Raw genomic sequence first — 19,271 nt, forward strand, 5'->3', positions numbered from 1 at the left:
CTGCCTCCCGTAGGAGTTTGGGCCGTGTCTCAGTCCCAATGTGGCCGTTCACCCTCTCAGGCCGGCTACTGATCGTCGCCTTGGTAAGCCGTTACCTTACCAACTAGCTAATCAGACGCGGGTCCATCTCATACCACCGGAGTTTTTCACACTGTGCCATGCAGCACTGTGCGCTTATGCGGTATTAGCAGACATTTCTGTCTGTTATCCCCCTGTATGAGGCAGGTCACCCACGCGTTACTCACCCGTCCGCCGCTCAGTCATTAAAACTTCTTTCCGAAGAAATCGGTTTTAATGCTTCGCTCGACTTGCATGTGTTAAGCACGCCGCCAGCGTTCATCCTGAGCCAGGATCAAACTCTCAAATAAAGTTTTGATCTTAGTTCAAAAATCAACCACTAGCTAATTTTATCCCTTTATTACTGTTTTAAGGTTGTATCATTTCTGATACGGTTCTTAATTTTGAAATCTCTTTTAATAGAATCTTTCAAGGTTGTTTCACTGTTCAATTATCAAGGTTCTGCTTGCTTTTCTTTGTTGTTGTACTCTTTAGCGCAACTTCTATATCCTATCACACTGCCAAGTCTTTGTCAACAACTTTTTTAAAAAGTTTTTTATGTATCTCGTCGCCATTCTCACAGCAACTTTTATATGATACCATTTTATAAATCATTTGTCAACACTTTTTTTGAGTTTTTTCAACTTTATTCGAGTCGATTTCTCGTGTTACATTCGTGTCGGATTTTGTTCTTTGCTGTCTGTTTGAGACAACTTTGTTATGATACCACCTGGAAACCGATCTGTCAACACTTATTTTGTAATTTTTTCATATTTTTTGCACAATTGATTCAATTTCTATTTATTAGCTTCCCTTTATTACCTTATATCCCACTTTTCTAAAAACCAAGAAATCCTAGAGCGTTTAAAATCGCTTTCTGACAACTGTGCGTCACACATTATGGAGAATTGGTTCTAAAATTACTAGAGCGAACAGTTTCTTGAATTTGGGTTTAGCTGAGGCATGGCGCTTTGTAGATGTAGGTAGTGTACGGAAAGCTGGTTTTCTCAGCATGATGGGATCCTGGGGTTGTGGCATGCCGGACGCGATTGGAGTAAAGCAACTGATCTTGAGGACGGAATTTGTTTTTCATTCTGTCTGTAATCAGAAAAAGGAGCAAACTTCCATCTTCTTTTACGCAAACAGCCGAAACATACTGCGCAGTATCCAATATAGAACAGCCTGCCACAGCCCAGGGGTTCCTGAGAAAACCAGCTTTGAATCAACGAATGCTATCTCGGAAAGATGGGTGTGGGAAACTGGTATGGGCATAGGAAGCGTAGAGCTGAGCTGAGTATTTACTTACCTTTTCGAAGTGTTTTTTGGCGGATAGTATTCGACTGGCTCCCACCGGATACTAAGCGGGTACTGAACCGAGAAATGCATCAGGATTTCTCGGTGATTACCCGCGTGCCGCCAAAAAGCGCTTCGGAAAGGTTAGAAAATACCAGTTCTGTGGCCAGCTGACGGAGCCCATGCCAGTTTCCCACACCCATCTTTCCGTACACTACCTACATCCACAAAGCGTCATTAATCAGCTAAACCAATTTAAGATGAAATTGTTCGCTGTAGTACTAGAACCTTGACATAGTTAATTGTTGCTTTTACAGAACAAATTCCCTGCAAAATGTAATGCACAATATCAGTAATCAATATTCAGACAGGTGATAGAAATTAAAAACCCATGTAAAAGCTAAACTTTATACTTACATATCTTTATACTCCGTAATAATACTGGATTGCCTGCGCGATGTATTTGGCAATTCCTTTCCCATACTGAGCATCGGTCGCTTCCGCCAGATTTTCTCCCTTGGAATACTCTTTCGCTAAATCGAGAAGAATTGATCTGGCATTATCTAACTTAAACAAAATCTTGTATACTTCTGCAAGTTTTGCTACCGCTTCTTGTTCCTGGTCTATATTCCCTGTTTCTCTTGCCATCGAAAATTGTCTATAGATCTCATCATTATTATTTTGCTGAGGTACAAAATCTTCTTTCTTTCCTGTAGACTGTAATGCAGCCTCTACTGCTTTTTCTTTACTTCCATACCATTTGATCAAATCTGCCATAGTATATTCATTTTCAAGGCTATCTTGCAGTTGTTCACGCATTTTTTCTACACTGCCAAATTTTTTAGTTTGTTGTAAAAAATCTTCCCTAGACATGCATTCCAGCATGTGGTCTAAAATTTTTTCTATATCACTATCATTGAATGCTTCAAAACTCATTGTATTAACCCCTTTCATCACATCCGTTATCAGTTCAATAATCCCGTTTAGACTATTTCGCTTCTTTTCCAGCAAATTTTTTTGCGTTAATAGTCCCTGTTCTTTATTAAATCCGGGATTCTCCATGATTTCCTTTATATCAGCCAATGGTACTTCTATTTCCCTGAAGAACATAATCTGCTGCAATTTTTCTAATGCTTTGTTATCATAAAGACGATAACCTGCTTCCGTTAATTGTGTAGGCTTTAACAACCCTATTTCATCATAATACCTGAGCGTTCTGATACTAATCCCTGTTATTTCTGACACATCTTTTACTGTTTTCATTTTTATTTCTTTATCATTATAATTTTCTTTCACCCTTACCTCCTTTCAAACTAATTGTAAACCATTACGCCACGAGAGTGTCAACATCTTATTTTTTAACGTATATCTGAGTATTTGTTAAAATTAGTCTTAAAATTAAAAAACACTCTTCTTCCGCGCCGAACGATAAAAAATAAGGACATAGCAGTTTATTTCCTTTGACTGCCACATCCTTAAGTAATGATGCTATTATCTATTTTGTTATGAAGACCAATCACTGGATGACTATTTACTAAATACAATTAACCGCATCTTTTACCGTCTGTACTCCAACAATGCGTATTCCTTTAATTTTTTCAACACATTTTAGTGAAACCTTAGGCATAATTACTGTCTCAAATCCAAGTTTCTTGGCTTCCTGCACTCTTTGTTCAGGCATATTGACAGCCCTCACCTCGCCGCTCAATCCTACTTCCCCGAAAACAATTGTCTTCTCATCAATTGCCCGATCTTTATAACTGGATACAACTGCCATGATAATTCCAAGGTCAATTGCTGGTTCATTCATTTTGATTCCACCCGCAATATTAACATAGGCATCGCATGCCGAGAGGTGCAAGCCAAGCCTTTTCTCTAATACAGCCATTAATAAATTCACCCTGTTATAATCAGTTCCTGCTGCAGTTCTCCTGGGAATAGCCAAATTGCTCTGACATACCAGTGCCTGTATCTCTATTAATATCGGTCGTGTTCCTTCCATAGAACATGCCACAATCGAACCGGATGCACCTTCCGGTTTACCATTTAGCATAAACTCCGATGGATTTGCTACTTCCACCAATCCAATATCCCTCATCTCGAATACCCCGATTTCATTTGTGGATCCGAACCGGTTCTTTACCCCTCTAAGGATTCGATACGCGGCATGGCGGTCACCTTCAAAATATAATACGGTATCCACCATATGCTCCAGTACTCTGGGGCCGGCTACTACACCTTCTTTGGTAACGTGTCCAACCAAGAATATAGAAATCCCAAGTCCTTTTGCTATTTGCATAAAAACATTCGTAGACTCTCTTACCTGAGAAACACTTCCCGGTGCGGAACTCACCTCATCACGATACATAGTCTGGATCGAGTCTATTACAACAACCTCCGGATTTACTTTTTTGATTACTTCCTGAATAATTTCCAGGTTTGTTTCACACAAAATGAGAAGAGAATCTTTAAATTCTCCAATCCGGCTGGCTCTTAGTTTAATCTGCTGTAAAGATTCTTCCCCGGATATATATAATACTTTGACCGCCTTATCCGTCAGGTTCTTGCACACCTGAAGCAGTAATGTTGACTTTCCAATTCCCGGATCTCCTCCGACCAAAATCAAAGACCCTTGTACCAGCCCTCCCCCCAGCACTCTGTCAAGCTCCATGATTCCAGTCTGCATCCGGTCAGTTTCTTTCATCTGTATACTGGTAAGTTTCATTGGTTCTATCTCATTTGCCTTTTTTACCGCCTTCACGGAAGAAGTCTTTTGAATCACCTCTTCTGTAAATGTATTCCATTCTTTACAGGCGGGACATTGGCCTGACCATTTACTGGATTCATGCCCACAGTTCTGACAAAAAAATACGGTCGTTTTTCCTTTAGCCATAAATTCCTCCTTTAATAATTCTTTTCTATTCGCAAGAAGTCCGGCATCTTCACAGTATTTGTGAAAAGTCCGGACTTCCATTTTACTTTATTTACAAAGCCTTAATACGTCAACGTACCAGAACGTGTTTGAAAAACAGGCTCTAAGCTCTCAAGATTTTAACAAAAGCTTTATCAGTATTATCCAATTCTACGCTTAAAGAAAGCTTACCGCCCAGATTTGTCTGCATCTTTCCGGCATTCTCGTCATCAATAAAGATTTCGTAAGCAGTATCTTCCTCCAGTTCAACTGTGATCTGTGCATCTGTTGGTCCCTCTACTTCAAAACTGACCCCATTTGCATCTGCTGAAAGATGATTTACGGTAGTTCCGGGAACTGATTCATATACGAACATTCCATTTCTTTCTAACTTGGTGATTTCTTTAAATGTTTTTACCTTGTACAAGTCTCCATTATATTCAAAATCAGAAAGCTTTGATTTCTGGTCCAATTCATAATTCCCGAAACTAATTGTTCCGTCATCTTCTGTACGTATTAATTCTTTTACAACTGACATTAGTATGCCCTCCTAGTATTTCGTTGATAGTTATCCTCTATTCTATTGTTCTTAAAATTTTATCATAAAACGAAGAAATATGCTAGTGATTTATTCATTCTTCATGAAAATTTAATGGGTGGCTTCCACTCTATTTTATATAAAATTTAATTTCTTTATTTGACAACCCAACGCTTACCGTATTCCCTGATTTCACTTTTCCTTCCAGGATTTCTTCTGCTAATGCATCTTCTATCTTATTTTGAATTGCCCGCTTTAATGGTCTTGCTCCATACTTATCATCAAATCCCTCTTCCGAAATAAAGCTCTTTACAGAATCCCGTACATTTAAAGTAATATTCATCTGCTCCTTGCATCGTATCGTAAATTCTTTCAGTAAAAGTCCAACAATGCTCTTTATATTTTCTTTGTTTAAAGAATGGAAAACTATAATTTCGTCAATACGGTTTAAGAATTCCGGCTTAAACATCCGGCGAACTTCTTCCATAACATTGCCCTTCATGACATTATAATTATGCTTCTCATCATCAACTGCGGCAAAACCCAGTTTTTTGGGAGAGATAATTGATTGTGCACCTGCATTGGAAGTCATAATCAGAATTGTATTTTTAAAATCTATCTTCCGCCCCTGCGCATCTGTTATATGCCCGTCGTCTAATACCTGAAGCAGGATATTAAACACATCCGGATGAGCCTTTTCAATTTCATCAAATAAGATGACCGAATAAGGGTTACGACGTACTTTTTCACTTAATTGCCCACCCTCTTCATAACCTACATATCCCGGAGGGGAACCTACAAGTTTAGAAACGCTGTGTTTCTCCATGTATTCAGACATATCAACTCGAATCATAGCCTGTTCACTGCCAAAAACAGTCTCTGCAACCGCTTTGGACAACTCAGTCTTACCTACACCGGTTGGTCCCAGAAATAAAAATGAACCGATTGGACGCTTGGGATCTTTTAATCCGACTCTGCCTCTCTTGATGGCCTTGGCAACCGCTGTCACTGCTTCATCCTGTCCAATGACTCTTTGATGCAGTGTCTGTTCCAAGCGGAGCAGACGATGGGTTTCTTTTTCAGCCAGTTTTTGTACCGGAATCTTCGTCCACATAGATACTACTTCCGCAACATCAGGCTCTTCTACCATCAGCTGCTTAGCAGCATTTTTCTTTTCAATTCGATTACGCAGATTGGACAACTTCTTTTCTTTGGCCTCCTGTTCCTTCTTCAGTCTGGCTGCCTCATCAAAATCACCTTCTTTGATTGCCTCTTCCTTTTCCTGGGCAAGATCAAATACTTCATTTTGAAGTTCTTCCAGATTCGCAGGAACCTGATATCCCTTCAGCTGAACTTTGGATGCAGCTTCATCGATCAGGTCTATGGCCTTATCCGGCAGAAATCTGTCGCTTATAAATCTCATAGAATACTTTACAGCTGATTCTATAGCATCATCTGTGATGATGACGCGATGATGTTTCTCATAACTCGGACGCAATCCTTTTAAAATCTCTATTGCTTCTTCTTCTGTTGGTTCCTCTACCGTAACCGGCTGAAATCTACGTTCAAGCGCAGGATCTTTCTCTATATACTTGCGATACTCCTCGATTGTTGTAGCACCGATTAGCTGTATCTCTCCTCTGGAAAGGGATGGTTTTAAAATATTAGAAGCATCCATAGCGCCTTCTGCTCCCCCGGCTCCAATAATTGTATGGAGTTCATCTATGAAAAGAAGAACATCTTTGCAATCCATTACCTCTTTTATAACTTTTTTAATTCGTTCCTCAAATTCACCACGATACTTAGATCCTGCTACCATACTTGCCAGATCCAATGTTACAACACGCTTATCCTGAATAGTCCTGGGGACTGCTCCGGCGACAATTTTCTGCGCTAATCCCTCTGCAATGGCAGTTTTACCTACTCCGGGTTCTCCAATTAAGCAGGGATTATTCTTTGTACGTCTGCTCAGAATCTGAATAATACGTTTTATTTCCTCTTCTCTTCCGATGACCGGATCAAGTTCACCCTGACTCGCCTGTTCTGTCAGATCACGGCTGTACTGATCCAGCATTGGTGTAGCAGAACTTTTCTGACGACCCTTGGACGCCTTAACTTCCTGCAGATAAGCCTTATAGGTTTCCTCATCCGCACCCATAATTCCCATGATTTCCATATACAGTTTCTGGAGCTGTATTCCCATGGTATGAAGCAATCGTGTTGCCACACATTCCACATCCCTTAATAAAGAGAGCAGGATATGTTCTGTTCCAATTTCATCCATCTGAAAGAAAGACGCTTCTTTTTCACTGCTTTCTAAAACTGCCGATGCACGGGGTGTATATCCATCCGGATTAGCTAATGCAATACCGCCCTCCGGAGCAATCAGCTGTTCAATCAAAGCCAACAGCTGTTCTTCTTCTACGCCGCCTTCTTCCAGCACAATATGTGCTGTACCTGTTTTTTCTCTTAACAGTCCCAACAGTAAATGTTCTGAACCAATATAACTCTGTGCACATTCCTTCGCCGCCTGCTTAGCAAGCACTAATGCTGTCTGCGCACTATCTGTAAATTCCTTATGCATAGATACTCCTCCTGCTATTATTCATATTCTGCCAATATCTCGTCCACTAATGCGTGAACTTCCTGGCCTGTAATGCGTTTACATCTGCCTTTTGCAAGCAAAACACGTAAATTTTGTTTCATTTCTTCTAAAGCCTGCAATTTATCGATATCCAGAGATATAATTGCTCCTCTTCTTCTGTCAATCGTCACAAATCCTTCTTGTTTTAATACCGCATATGCTTTATTCACTGTATGCATATTGATCCCGATATCCTCCGCCAGCTGTCTTACAGAAGGTAAAACATCACCTTCCTGGATGCTGGAAGTAGCAATTCCCAATATGATCTGATTTCTAAGTTGAATATATAGTGCCTCTTCACTTTGAAAATCTATTTTTATCATCATAGTATCACCCTTCTATCCTATGTTTGTTATATTTATAATATAACACCTGTCATTATATGTCAACCCAAATTAGCATTCCGGTATGGTGCAGCATTTTCTATCTAAAAATAGAGAGATCCACTTTAGTATTCTTAAGTGACATCTCTCTATTCCCATTTTAAAAACTAATATATTTAAACATATTTTATAAGTCGATCATGGTTACATCTACTTCCGGCGGATTCTCATCTGCTGTCTGCTGAAAATTTGCCTGAGGATTGGAATTTTCTACCGGTGCCTTCTTTGGCGGTCTTTGCTTTTTTACAGGCTGCTGTACATTTCCTGCATTCTGCTGGCCATTCCCCTGCTGTTTTGGCTGAACAGATGGCTTAGACTGCTTCTGTACCTTTGGCTGTGCCTGTGTTGCCTGATCCGGCGCATTAACCTGATTCTGTGGTTTCACCTGGCCTTGAGTTCTTGCCTGATTTTGAGGTCTTGACTGTTCTGGCTGTCTGGTCTGATTCTGCTGTTTAGGCTGACCCTGCTGCGGTCTTCCCTGAGCAGTCTTTTTACCCTGCACCCTTTTTTGTCCCTGGCTTCTCTCTCCTGCCGGCTGTTTCTGTTGATTTTGTGCATTACGCTGGTTATTTACAGGTTTCTGTACGGTACCGGCTGCCGCATTTCTATCCTGCTGTTCCGTAACTTTCTTTACTTTTTTTACTGCTTTTGGAGCCTGATTATTTGTTGGCTTCTCTTCCGCTTTTCTGGTAAGTACATCAGCTTTCACCTGAGCCTGTCCATTTCCAAAAACTTCTTCCGTGGTTTCCTGCACTTTTTCTAATGGCACTCCCGGAGCATCTGTACTTTCAGGCTGCATCTCCTGAACCGGGGCATAATAATAATCAGAACTCAGCGTCTTCTCTTTTCTTGCAAATTCATTTGTATTAAAATCCAAAGTATTTTCCGCTTCCCTTAAATCATCCTTCAGATCTTTATTCTTGAGCGCCAGATTAATAATTATAAAGAGTAAAATCACAGCAAATGCAATCATACCATATAATATTTTCATAGCCAGTTCCAGCTTCTGATTCACCTGATCCATCTGTGTATTTAACATTTTCACAGTATCATTCTGTACTGCCTCTGTCTGTGCTGTCTTTTTCTCAGTTGCCGGCTGTGATTCCGATGCTGCGGCCTGATTGGCTGCTGCTTCTGATTCTGCTTCTGTAGCTGCAGGTGCAGCTGCGTCGGCTGTTACATGAAGCGTATAAACTGCCTTACTCCCATCTTCAGCTGCAACAGTAATTGTTACGGTACCATTTCCATTATCCAGCTGATTTCCATCAATTGATGCAATCTCTGCATTCACATCGGAAGGCTGCGGATCTAACGTCAATGATTTTGTTCCGGCCGGGACTTTCACTTCATATTCTGTTGTAGAATAATAAAATTCCGGTGAAACTTCTGCGTTTTCAATGCCAAGCGTCGCCAGAGAGTTATCCCCGGATGAGCTGGTAGCAAAAACAGTCATGGAAGAAAGCCATAACATCAGCATTGCCAAAACAATCTGGTACTTCCATGTTCCTTTTAAAATCTTCATACTTTACCCCTTTTCATTATTTTGGCAGGCATTATGCCTCATCAATCGCCTTACCAATATCATTTCGGTAATATTTGTTGTCAAATGTTATCCAGTCAACTGCTTTATAGGCATTTGCCCTGGCTTCTTTTAAATCAGTACCTTTTGCAGTTACACCCAGAACTCGTCCTCCATTCGTCACGATTCCCTTTTCGGAAGTTTTCGTGCCCGCATGGAAAACATAGTATCCTTCTTTATCTTTAAAGTTATCAAAACCGCTAATTGGAAGTCCTTTATCGTATTTTACCGGATATCCGTCAGAAGCCAGAACAACACAAACTGCTGCATTATCTTCAAACTGAAGATCAATCTGGTCTAAAGTACCGTCTATACAAGCCTCAAATACATCTACGATGTCATTTTTCATTCTTGGCAATACAACCTGCGCTTCCGGATCTCCAAATCTTGCATTATATTCCAGTACCTTTGGACCGTTATCCGTAAGCATCAATCCAAAGAATATAATGCCTTTGAATTCTCTTCCTTCTGATGCCATAGCGTCTACACTTGCCTGGTAAACATACTGGTTACAGAAATCATCAACCTCTTTCGTATAAAAAGGACTGGGTGAAAATGTTCCCATACCGCCTGTGTTAAGCCCCGTATCCCCGTCACCTGCACGCTTATGGTCCTGGGCACTGGTCATTGTTTTGATCGTTTTGCCATCCACAAAGGAGAGGACAGATACTTCCCGCCCTGTCATAAACTCTTCTACTACCAGGCGGTTTCCGGCACTTCCAAACTGTTTATCCAGCATAATTGCCTTAACGCCCTCTTCTGCTTCTTCCAGTGTATTGCAAATTAAAACTCCCTTGCCAAGAGCTAATCCATCTGCCTTTAAAACGATAGGAAACGCTGCAGTCTTCAGGTAAGCTATCGCTTCCTGAGGGTCATCAAAATTTTCATAACCGGCCGTTGGAATATGATACTTTTTCATCAGATCCTTCGAAAATGCTTTGGAGCCTTCCAGTATAGCAGCATTTTTACGCGGACCAAATACTCTTAATCCTTCTGCTTCAAATGCATCTACTACTCCACCAACAAGGGGATCATCCATGCCGATAATTGTAAGGTCAATTTCTTTCTCTTTGGCAAATGCCACCAGTTTTTCAAATTCCATCGCACCAATATCTACGCATTCTGCATATTCTGCAATTCCTGCATTTCCTGGTGCACAATAAATCTTATCTGCCTTCGGGCTCTGGGCTACTTTCCAGGCGATGGCATGTTCTCTGCCGCCGCTGCCTACGATTAGTATTTTCATGAATTTGTTTCCTTCTTTCATTTTTAATCCCGCTGCATATCGCAAACCTGCCTGCGATACTGCATAAATAAGTAGTGTGAGCAACGTTCATACTGTGAATAACGTTCGCACTGTGAATAACGCTCGCACTGTGAATAACATTCGCACTGTGCATGAAGTTGGCACTGTGCAAGTTCATTTTACACAGGCTATGAAGCATATTGCTCTAATCTGCTATCCAAACCTTGTGGTCTTTTACTGTAATTCTTCCATTGGCTATTAAATTAATTGCTTCCGGCATAATCTTCCATTCAGCTTCCATCATTACACGCTGCTGCAATTTCTCAGGTGTATCATCCTGATGCACATCCACTGCTTTTTGTAAGATGATCGGACCTGTATCGGTACCTTCATCCACAAAATGTACGGTAGCGCCGGTCACCTTTGCACCACGCTCCAATACTGCTTCATGCACCTTTAAACCATAATAACCAGTTCCACAAAACGCCGGTATTAATGCCGGATGTACATTGATGATCTTATTTGGAAATGCCTGAACCATAATTTCCGGTATTACCACCAGACAGCCGGCTAGAACAACCAGATCTGCCCCATGGGATTGTATCGTGTGCAAAAGAGCCTCATTGAATGCGGCGCGGTTATCATAATCTTTTGGGGAAACAGATACATTGGCTATATGATTCTGTTTGGCACGTTCAAGAGCATAGGCATTTTTATTGTTACTTATTACAACGGCAATATTCGTGTTAGTTATGCTTCCATTTGCTATTCCGTCAATAATTGCCTGGAGATTGGTACCGCCTCCAGATACCAATACTGCAATTTTTAGCATAATGTTACTCCTTTTTCACCTGCTTCAATCTGACCTACTACATATGCACTCTCTCCGGATGCTTCAATTGCCTTTACAACTGCTTCTGCATCTGCCGGATCAACTGCAACGATCATGCCAAGACCCATATTATAAGTATTGTACATCATTTCTTCTTCGATTTGTCCTTCTCTGGCCAGCATCTTAAAGATAGCCGGTACGTCGTAACTGTCTTTCTTTATTACAGCACGAACTCCATCCGGAAGCATTCTCGGTACATTTTCATAGAATCCGCCACCTGTAATATGGCTGCATCCCTTAATTGTAACCCCTGCCTCTTTTACATTTCTAAGTGCCTTAACATAAATCTTCGTAGGTGCCAGAAGCGCTTCGCCCAGAGTCTTTCCGAGTTCCTCATGATAAGTTTCTAAAACATCTTTTTCCATTTTAAAGACTTTACGTACCAGTGAAAAACCATTACTATGTACACCGGATGATGCGATACCAATTAATACATCACCTGCTTTTAATTCTTTACCGGTAATCAGATTCTTCTCATCTACTACTCCTACTGCAAAACCTGCAAGATCATATTCATCTTCCGGATAAAAGCCTGGCATTTCTGCAGTTTCACCGCCAATTAATGCCGCATTAGACTGCTCACATCCATTTGCCACACCGCTTACAATTGTCGCAATCTTTTCCGGTACATTTTTACCACATGCGATATAGTCCAGGAAAAATAATGGTTCTCCGCCTGCACACGCAATATCATTTACACACATAGCAACGCAGTCGATACCTACCGTATCATGTTTGTCCAGAATAAACGCCAGCTTCAGCTTTGTACCTACGCCATCCGTTCCTGACACCAATGTAGGCTTCTCCATATTTTTAAATGCACTCATGGAAAACGCACCTGAAAATCCGCCGATATTGGTAAGAACCTCCGGTCTCATAGTTTTCTTAATATGTTCCTTCATAAGTTCTACGGACTTGTATCCCGCTTCTATATCAACGCCTGCTTTCTTGTAATCCATTATTGTTCTTCCTCCTAATGTGGTTTTTCTATTATACTCTCAAATTGTGAATTAGTTGTGTTTGACTGATTACAGCTTTTGTTATAGGTATGACTATTTGTATTCTTTGTAACCGACTTCCTGCAATTTTGCATCTTTTGCCATAACCTGCTCTTTTAATTCAGCTGAATATGCTTTTAATCTTCCTAATAATTCTTCATCTGATGTAGCAAGGATCTTAGCTGCTAAAATTCCCGCATTCGCGCCTCCGTTAATTGCCACTGTCGCAACGGGAATTCCGGATGGCATCTGTACGATAGAGTAAAGTGAATCTCTTCCTCCAAGGGATGATGTATGCATTGGGATACCAATAACAGGCATTGGGAAAATAGCTGCGCACATACCAGGCAGATGAGCTGCCATACCTGCTCCTGCAATAATAACTTTCCAACCTTTTTCTTCTGCAGATTTTGCATATTCGAAAAATACATCTGGCTCTCTGTGAGCTGAAAGGATATTTATTTCATATTCTACACCTAATTTGTCTAAAATATCAGCTGCCTTAGCCATTACCGGCATATCTGAGTCGCTTCCCATTACAATTCCTACTTTTGCCATTGTACATATCTCCTTTTATCGATTGATTTTAATTTTTTATCGAATGCTTCGCTTTTATTCTACTAAGAGATTGGAACATTGTCAACAAAATCGCAAAATCATTTTTGGAATTGCCCCATCAAATAGAAAAAGAACATACAGACGGGTATATTCATAGAGAATAATTCCCGCCGCTCTGTCCTTTTTAAGTAAATTTATATCACTTCCATGATCCCGGTCAATCAGTCTTTATTTAAATCCATATGGATTGCACCATATTTCCTGATATTCATTACATATACACATCCTTCACCCAGCTTCTCTTCCATATACTTTGAGTACTCTGCTGTATATTCCTTAGGAAGCAATGTAAGAATAACACCTGCAAAGCCGCCCCCATGTACACGGCAGGCGCCGCCTTGAATACGATCCAGAAATAGTTCTGTCAAAGCCAGGGCAACGGTAACAGACTGCTCATCATAGTTTTCAATGGAGTAGCAGTTCTGCAGCCATTTCCAGGAAGAATTACCGGATGCTGTAATTAATTTGAGGAATTCCTCATATTGCTGGCTTTTCAATGCTGCTACCTGCGCATCCACTCTCTGGTTTTCTGTAAAGAAATGCAGCGCACGCATAACAGCACGATCTCCTGCACTCTTACGAACTTCTGTGACATTCTTCAGGAATTCTTCCAGAGACACCTCTGATAATGTTTCTTTTCCGAAGAATGCAGCCGCTTTTTTCATTTCTATTGGGACAGAAGAATATTCTGCACTTAAATCCGCATGTCCTTTTCCTGTGTTTACTATAATTAAGTCGTAGTTAATACTGTCAAAACTAAAATCTATTTTTTCAATTACCGGCTGATCCGGATTCTTGAAATCCATTGCAACAATACCACCACAAGCACATGCCATCTGGTCTAAAAGTCCGGACTGTTTATTCCAGTATTTATTTTCGGAATACTTACCGATCTTTGCATAAGCAACTGTATTCAATTTTAAATCATTAAAGAAATAATCTACCATACTGCAGATTAACATTTCAAAAGATGCAGAAGAACTCACTCCCGCTGCTCCAATTACATTGGTTGTAACATAAGCATCAAAGCCACCGATTGCATATCCTTCTTCTAAGAAACCTTTTAAAATTCCTTTCAATAAGTCCGGTGTACCCGCATGTGCTTCCGAAGGCTCCAGGTCATCTAAGCTGATCTGCAAATGCTGATCATAGGTTTCACTAATGATATTTACGATATTGCTGCTATTTTTACTTGCCGCTGCAACACAGTCTAACTGAATACTTCCAGCCAGAACTTTTCCATGATTATGGTCTGTATGATTTCCGCCGATTTCTGTTCTTCCCGGTGCGGAAAAGAATTCAAACTCATCGTTCTTAAATTCCTCTGCAAATTTTTCCGCAACATGCTGATACCTTGCTGCATTCTCTGCGATCTTTTCTTCTCCATATAAATCTCTTAATAGCACTTTTGATGAATTGCTCTCTAATAATGAAGATACATTTTCTAATTTCATCTCTGTTTCATCCCTTCTATTCATTTCATATGTTTTCTGTTGACCTTTGTCTAAACTTCTTTTATACTATGATTATAATGAGAGTTTAAGATAAATACAACAATTATATTTTCCAATTATATAACTATATTGAGATTTCAAATAAGCAGCTTCTAAGTCAAAACCCAAGATGCACCTTCTGAAGCTAAGCTGTGCGTTGGAAAACAGAAATGCATATCAAAAGAGAAATGTATGTTCATCATTGGGTTGAGTTTTTACCGCACTCCCCGGGAAAGGATTTTAAATTATGCAGATTGAGATTAATACTGATCAAAGAGAATTGAAACTTCACGGCAACTATAATTTTCCTATCTATGTTAGTTTTGAAGTTCTTTCACAATATGAGAGCGGCTCTTTTCTCTGGCATTGGCATCCGGAAATTGAAATGACCCTTGTTCTGAAAGGGGAAATGGATTACCAGATCAATGAAACGCTCTATCATATCAAGGCGGGAGAAGGTCTGTTCGGTAATGGGAACACGCTGCACACCGGACATATGCATAATTCTTCGGACTGTACTTATATCTCTACGACTTTTCATCCTCGGGCGCTTTATGGGTATGACTCCAGCCTGATTAACGAAAAGTATGTAGAAACGATATTGAAAGATTCCCTTTTATCTTCGCTCCATTTTACCCGAAATATTAAATGGCACGCTGACATACTGGATGACCTTTCTTTGCTGTATCAGCTTAGCTGTGATAAGCCGCCCGTATGGGAGATGCGTATGCAGATGCTTTTGTATCACATCTGGATTCTTATATGCGAAAATCACAGTCCTGCCCCCAGTACCAGTGCGTCCTCGCAAGTAAAAAATATAGAACGCCTGAAATCTATACTTTCCTTTATTCACAGCCACTATTCAGAAAAAATAACTTTAGAAAATATCGCCTCTTCTGCGGGTTTATGCCGAAGTGAATGCTGCCGTTTTTTTAAAAAGCATATGAATGAATCACTTTTTGATTACCTGCTCTCCTATCGGATTGAACAAAGCCTGCCTATTCTTTTGGAATCAGATCATACGGTAACCGAAGTTTCCGGAATGACTGGCTTTTCTAATCCCTGTTATTTTACAAAAATATTTAAAAAGCAGATGGGGATCTCCCCTACGGATTTCCGAAAGGAAAAATCAAAAGATGCAGCTATATAGCATGGTGTGTTAACACATTTTCATTTCTCCAGGCTTCCACTTGTTCTGTTGACACTCCTGCTGCCAATGCTATCAGATCGACTAAAATATTTTCTTTCAGCAATTTTAATGCCATTTCTTTTTTTCCTTCATTTACTCCCCGCTGAATCCCTCTCTCCAATCCTCTTTTTTCAGCCCAGTACATCTGATGATTATAATCTCTAAGCGCTTTCTCCCGCGCCTCATATTCCATTCGTTTCTTTTCATCTTCACTTAAATGTTTTAATATTTCATAAGCTTCATTAATATATTCATTTTTCTCAGCCATTTCCCTGAATTCCTCCTCACTTTTTCCACTTAAAAACTTTGCCCATTGGTATATTTCACTATCCGGATATTCTCGCTCCCGCAATTTGGTTAATTCCAATACATGAAATTCCAGTTGATCCGTATATAACATTCCGCAGGTATCCTCCCGTAAATGAAAAGAGGAATAGAAATTCTCCATGTTATCAAACAATTTAAAGTCCAGTATTCCAATATGGATACACTTCATGAGGGTTCCGTAAGAATCCCCTTCTTTAATCTGCTCCGTATACATTCTGCATAGGTAAAAAACAGTTCTCTCTGCCCAAAAATCAAATGGGCCCACCTGCATTTCTAGATCTATCTGAGATTCATTGTTGAAAATAACCCGGACATCTAAGATTCCTATCTTATCGTCTTTATACTCTTTCCTTAATATGGTAGGAAGTAGTGTGATTTCTTTGATTTCCTCCGGTTTTTTATCTAATAATGCCGAAATAAAACCTCTGCGGACTTTTTCATTTAACATTAACTCCTTAAAGCAAAAATCTACCGTTGGAAGCATCAACGATTTATGGGACTTCCCATTCAATTCCTTTTTACTACACCCCATCTGCCCTCCGATTCTAAGTGTTTCATTTATAATGGAATTGCAAAAGTAAATCCGGAGCGTTTTTAAATTATCTGGATCAATAAGATTGTGCTCTATATTGAGGAAGAGTTGTGCAGATTGATGGCATAGATTTTAAAACAGACTCTGGTATTTCTTCCGCATTCTACATATAAAAAGACGGCACTTCAAAATTATGCTGCATACCATATGCAATTTTTTCTGTGTGAATTATTGGCTGAATTGCCAGAATTACTTAAGATAAAAGTATAATATCATATTATATCAAAAAAGTCAATCGGTTTTTTATTATACTCATATTGTTTATAATATATATTTAAAAAATCATATGTTTGCGTAGTATGGCACAATAGCCAGAAAAGATTATACCTATGAAGTGATGCGTTTCTCTGCCGAGTGCCTCCTTACAATCCGACTGGCTCCCATCGGATTGTAAGCGGGCAGAGCTGCGAAATGCATCAGGATTTCACAGTGAATTCCCCCAAAGCTTCATTCAGCTCTTGTGTTCCTTCCAGAACAAATTTACCATCCCGTATAATCTCAGTTTTTGTACCGTCATTCTTTACTGCCTCAATAAGCTGTAGTTCATCATATGGTATGGTGATATCGGTATGGCAGCCCAAATAAGCTTTCCCAATATCTTCTTTTCGTAAAAGTGAAACTTCATTGTCTTTGGCGATGATTTCCTTTCCGTCCGGATTGTGGACAGCGATATCTTCAGACCAGCTGTAGCAAGTGTCTCCCACTGCAAAATGCGGACCCATTTTTTCCGCTATGAGAATTGGCAGCTTATCTGAAATCTTATACTTTCTGGCCATTGCGTAAGCAGTAGTATTAGTGCCTATTGCAAATTCTCCCATAGGCAGTGATTCATGATGATATAGTACATTTTCTAAGATATAGCGCTTATTCTCTTCTGCTTTTTCAAAATTACCGCAGGTATATTCTTTGATCATTCCATCTTCAAAGGTAATGGATAAATCTACATACTTAAGTTCATTGAGGTAAACCTCCTTTACCTGAAGCACGCCGGATGTTCCCGCAAGCTTTGGTGAAGTAAATACTTCTCCCACCGGTATATTGACATCTGCCACACAGTTCTCAAAATTCGTCTGTACTGCCGGATCTTTAAGTTCATGAAGCTGTACGGTCAAATCAGTATGATTATCTCCTTTACCTACTATATGAACACAGCTTCCCTGGTCAAGAGCATCTATTATGGTCTGCTGAATTCTTTCATATAAATGATAGTCCAGCGTATTCAGTTTAATTACTTCCCTGAAAATCTCTTCAAACTGCTCCCCAATTTCGGGAATCGGAAATGCTATAATTGTAAAACTCCGCTCCTCACCTTTGATATAACGATTTGTGATCTGTGAAGATTCGTTGTTATAGAATACAGTAAGCTTTTCCTGCTTCTCGGACATATGATAAGCTGCCGGCTTATTCTCCGGTATAAAAGGCTGCTCTCCGAAAATTTCAACACATGCAGGTCCTGCATGACGGTTAGCCAGATCTTTATACTTTTCATAAGCAGTGCGAAGAACCCCCAGCTTACGCTCTACAAATGGCTTATCCAGATAAATTGCATTATCTGCTCTGTGATCGTAGTCAAATTGTTTATTCGGAATTGCGCCATAATATCCTATGCGCAGCTGCTGGCGCTTATTGATGCTATTCACTGCTGAGCGGTAGATTACCGGACGCAGCCCCATTTTCTCAAAGTTTTGGATTGCCTTGCGAATCATTCTTTCAAATCCCAGATTGTAACGGATATTTACAGTTTCTTTTGAGGACAGGTCTATCTTCGCTTTTTCGAAACCAATGCGATATCCTTCCGTATAAGTAGATGCCATCAGATCAATGGTTTTCTGGTCAAGGTAATTCAGATATTCTGCTGTTTTTCTTTCATTCTCTGTTATATATTCGCCGAACTTATAGAGATATCGAAGATCTGACAAATCTTCATTCATAATAAGCTGTACTGCAAAATCCAGATTCGGGTCTACGGACTCCTGAATTCTTCTGGTTACTGTCCTATCGCTGTAATCACTGATAAACCAGTAAAGGATCTGCTGTATTTTCTTGTAAACAGGAAGTTCTTCTTCCTCAAAACAATTATAGATCTCAATAAATACTTCGCATATGATTACCATGTCCCACATTCTGCCCTCAAAGGCAAACGCAATCATTCCGCGCAGTTCTGTGTATAGAAAACTTAGTATTCTGCCGTGAATTTCTCCCAGTTTACTTACCGCATATTCCGGATTTCCGTAACTGTTATCGTAATGCTCAGGAAGTATGTCTTCATATAATGAATGATTCAGTTCCTCCCACTGTTCACAGCTGTATGCATTCAGTTCCCCGCTGCATAATTTTTCAAACAGAACTTTTATTTCCATGATAAAAGACGCCATTTTTTGAAAATAATCAATAAAGGGCGCCGCTACTGTTTCTTCTGCTGCTATTTGAGCGATACGCTCCATGGAAAGATCATAACGCTCCTGATAAATTTTCGCTTCTTCCAGGTCCATAACATCCTCCTTAACTCCA

15 protein-coding genes and 1 rRNA gene are annotated in these 19,271 nt (G+C 40.0%); 1 reads left to right on the plus strand and 15 read right to left on the minus strand.

What is annotated here, in order from left to right:
- The 13 genes from RHS_RS17950 to RHS_RS18010 all read right to left on the minus strand — a co-directional run.
- Positions 1 to 368: ribosomal RNA gene (locus tag RHS_RS17950) — 16S ribosomal RNA — on the minus strand; the annotation flags it as partial.
- Between the two features lie 1,074 nt (positions 369 to 1,442).
- The gene (locus RHS_RS31315; protein WP_395022872.1) at positions 1,443 to 1,565 is read right to left on the minus strand and encodes a hypothetical protein; all 123 of its coding nucleotides are present in this window, start codon (positions 1,563 to 1,565) and stop codon (positions 1,443 to 1,445) included.
- Between the two features lie 208 nt (positions 1,566 to 1,773).
- A complete protein-coding gene (locus RHS_RS17960; RefSeq protein ID WP_395022874.1) occupies positions 1,774 to 2,646 on the minus strand; it encodes a MerR family transcriptional regulator in 873 nt (290 codons plus the stop codon).
- 238 nt (positions 2,647 to 2,884) lie between these two features.
- Positions 2,885 to 4,243, minus strand: a complete 1,359-nt coding sequence (gene radA, locus RHS_RS17965; RefSeq protein ID WP_047833963.1) for a DNA repair protein RadA — start codon at positions 4,241 to 4,243, stop codon at positions 2,885 to 2,887.
- Between the two features lie 142 nt (positions 4,244 to 4,385).
- Complete coding sequence (locus tag RHS_RS17970; RefSeq protein WP_027293427.1) at positions 4,386 to 4,799, minus strand: hypothetical protein; 414 nt, start codon at positions 4,797 to 4,799, stop codon at positions 4,386 to 4,388.
- A 130-nt stretch (positions 4,800 to 4,929) separates the two neighbouring features.
- Positions 4,930 to 7,383 carry an ATP-dependent Clp protease ATP-binding subunit gene (locus RHS_RS17975; protein WP_047833964.1) on the minus strand — a complete coding sequence of 818 codons (2,454 nt, stop codon included), beginning with the start codon at positions 7,381 to 7,383 and terminating at the stop codon, positions 4,930 to 4,932.
- A 17-nt stretch (positions 7,384 to 7,400) separates the two neighbouring features.
- Positions 7,401 to 7,769, minus strand: a complete 369-nt coding sequence (locus RHS_RS17980; RefSeq protein WP_027293425.1) for a GntR family transcriptional regulator — start codon at positions 7,767 to 7,769, stop codon at positions 7,401 to 7,403.
- A gap of 184 nt (positions 7,770 to 7,953) precedes the next feature.
- Complete coding sequence (locus RHS_RS17985) at positions 7,954 to 9,348, minus strand: cadherin-like beta sandwich domain-containing protein (RefSeq protein WP_027293424.1); 1,395 nt, start codon at positions 9,346 to 9,348, stop codon at positions 7,954 to 7,956.
- A gap of 31 nt (positions 9,349 to 9,379) precedes the next feature.
- The gene (gene purD / locus RHS_RS17990; RefSeq protein WP_044293507.1) at positions 9,380 to 10,651 is read right to left on the minus strand and encodes a phosphoribosylamine--glycine ligase; all 1,272 of its coding nucleotides are present in this window, start codon (positions 10,649 to 10,651) and stop codon (positions 9,380 to 9,382) included.
- 205 nt (positions 10,652 to 10,856) lie between these two features.
- Positions 10,857 to 11,483: a phosphoribosylglycinamide formyltransferase gene (purN, locus tag RHS_RS17995; protein ID WP_047833965.1), complete on the minus strand. Its 627-nt coding sequence runs from the start codon at positions 11,481 to 11,483 to the stop codon at positions 10,857 to 10,859.
- Positions 11,477 to 12,502 (minus strand): phosphoribosylformylglycinamidine cyclo-ligase, encoded by a 1,026-nt coding sequence (gene purM, locus RHS_RS18000; RefSeq protein WP_027293421.1) that lies wholly within the window; start codon positions 12,500 to 12,502, stop codon positions 11,477 to 11,479. Before purM ends, purN begins: the two co-directional genes overlap by 7 nt.
- A 93-nt stretch (positions 12,503 to 12,595) precedes the next feature.
- On the minus strand, positions 12,596 to 13,099 hold the full coding sequence (purE, locus tag RHS_RS18005; protein WP_027293420.1) for a 5-(carboxyamino)imidazole ribonucleotide mutase: 504 nt from the start codon (positions 13,097 to 13,099) through the stop codon (positions 12,596 to 12,598).
- Positions 13,100 to 13,320: 221 nt separating this feature from the next.
- The gene (locus RHS_RS18010; protein WP_027293419.1) at positions 13,321 to 14,613 is read right to left on the minus strand and encodes a galactokinase family protein; all 1,293 of its coding nucleotides are present in this window, start codon (positions 14,611 to 14,613) and stop codon (positions 13,321 to 13,323) included.
- A 286-nt stretch (positions 14,614 to 14,899) separates the two neighbouring features.
- Here RHS_RS18010 and RHS_RS18015 point away from each other — a divergent pair, with 286 nt between their 5' ends.
- Entirely contained in the window at positions 14,900 to 15,802 is a 903-nt protein-coding gene (locus RHS_RS18015; protein WP_027293418.1) for an AraC family transcriptional regulator, read from the plus strand.
- On the opposite strand, the gene RHS_RS18020 is transcribed toward RHS_RS18015, so the two are convergent.
- Positions 15,795 to 16,700 (minus strand): Rpn family recombination-promoting nuclease/putative transposase, encoded by a 906-nt coding sequence (locus RHS_RS18020; protein ID WP_047833966.1) that lies wholly within the window; start codon positions 16,698 to 16,700, stop codon positions 15,795 to 15,797. The two genes, RHS_RS18015 and RHS_RS18020, sit on opposite strands and share 8 nt — an antisense overlap.
- A 476-nt stretch (positions 16,701 to 17,176) precedes the next feature.
- The gene (locus RHS_RS18025) at positions 17,177 to 19,252 is read right to left on the minus strand and encodes an aminopeptidase (protein WP_395022886.1); all 2,076 of its coding nucleotides are present in this window, start codon (positions 19,250 to 19,252) and stop codon (positions 17,177 to 17,179) included.
- Positions 19,253 to 19,271: the final 19 nt, after the last annotated feature.

The organism is Robinsoniella sp. RHS, from assembly GCF_001029355.1.
GTDB lineage: Bacteria > Bacillota > Clostridia > Lachnospirales > Lachnospiraceae > Robinsoniella > Robinsoniella peoriensis.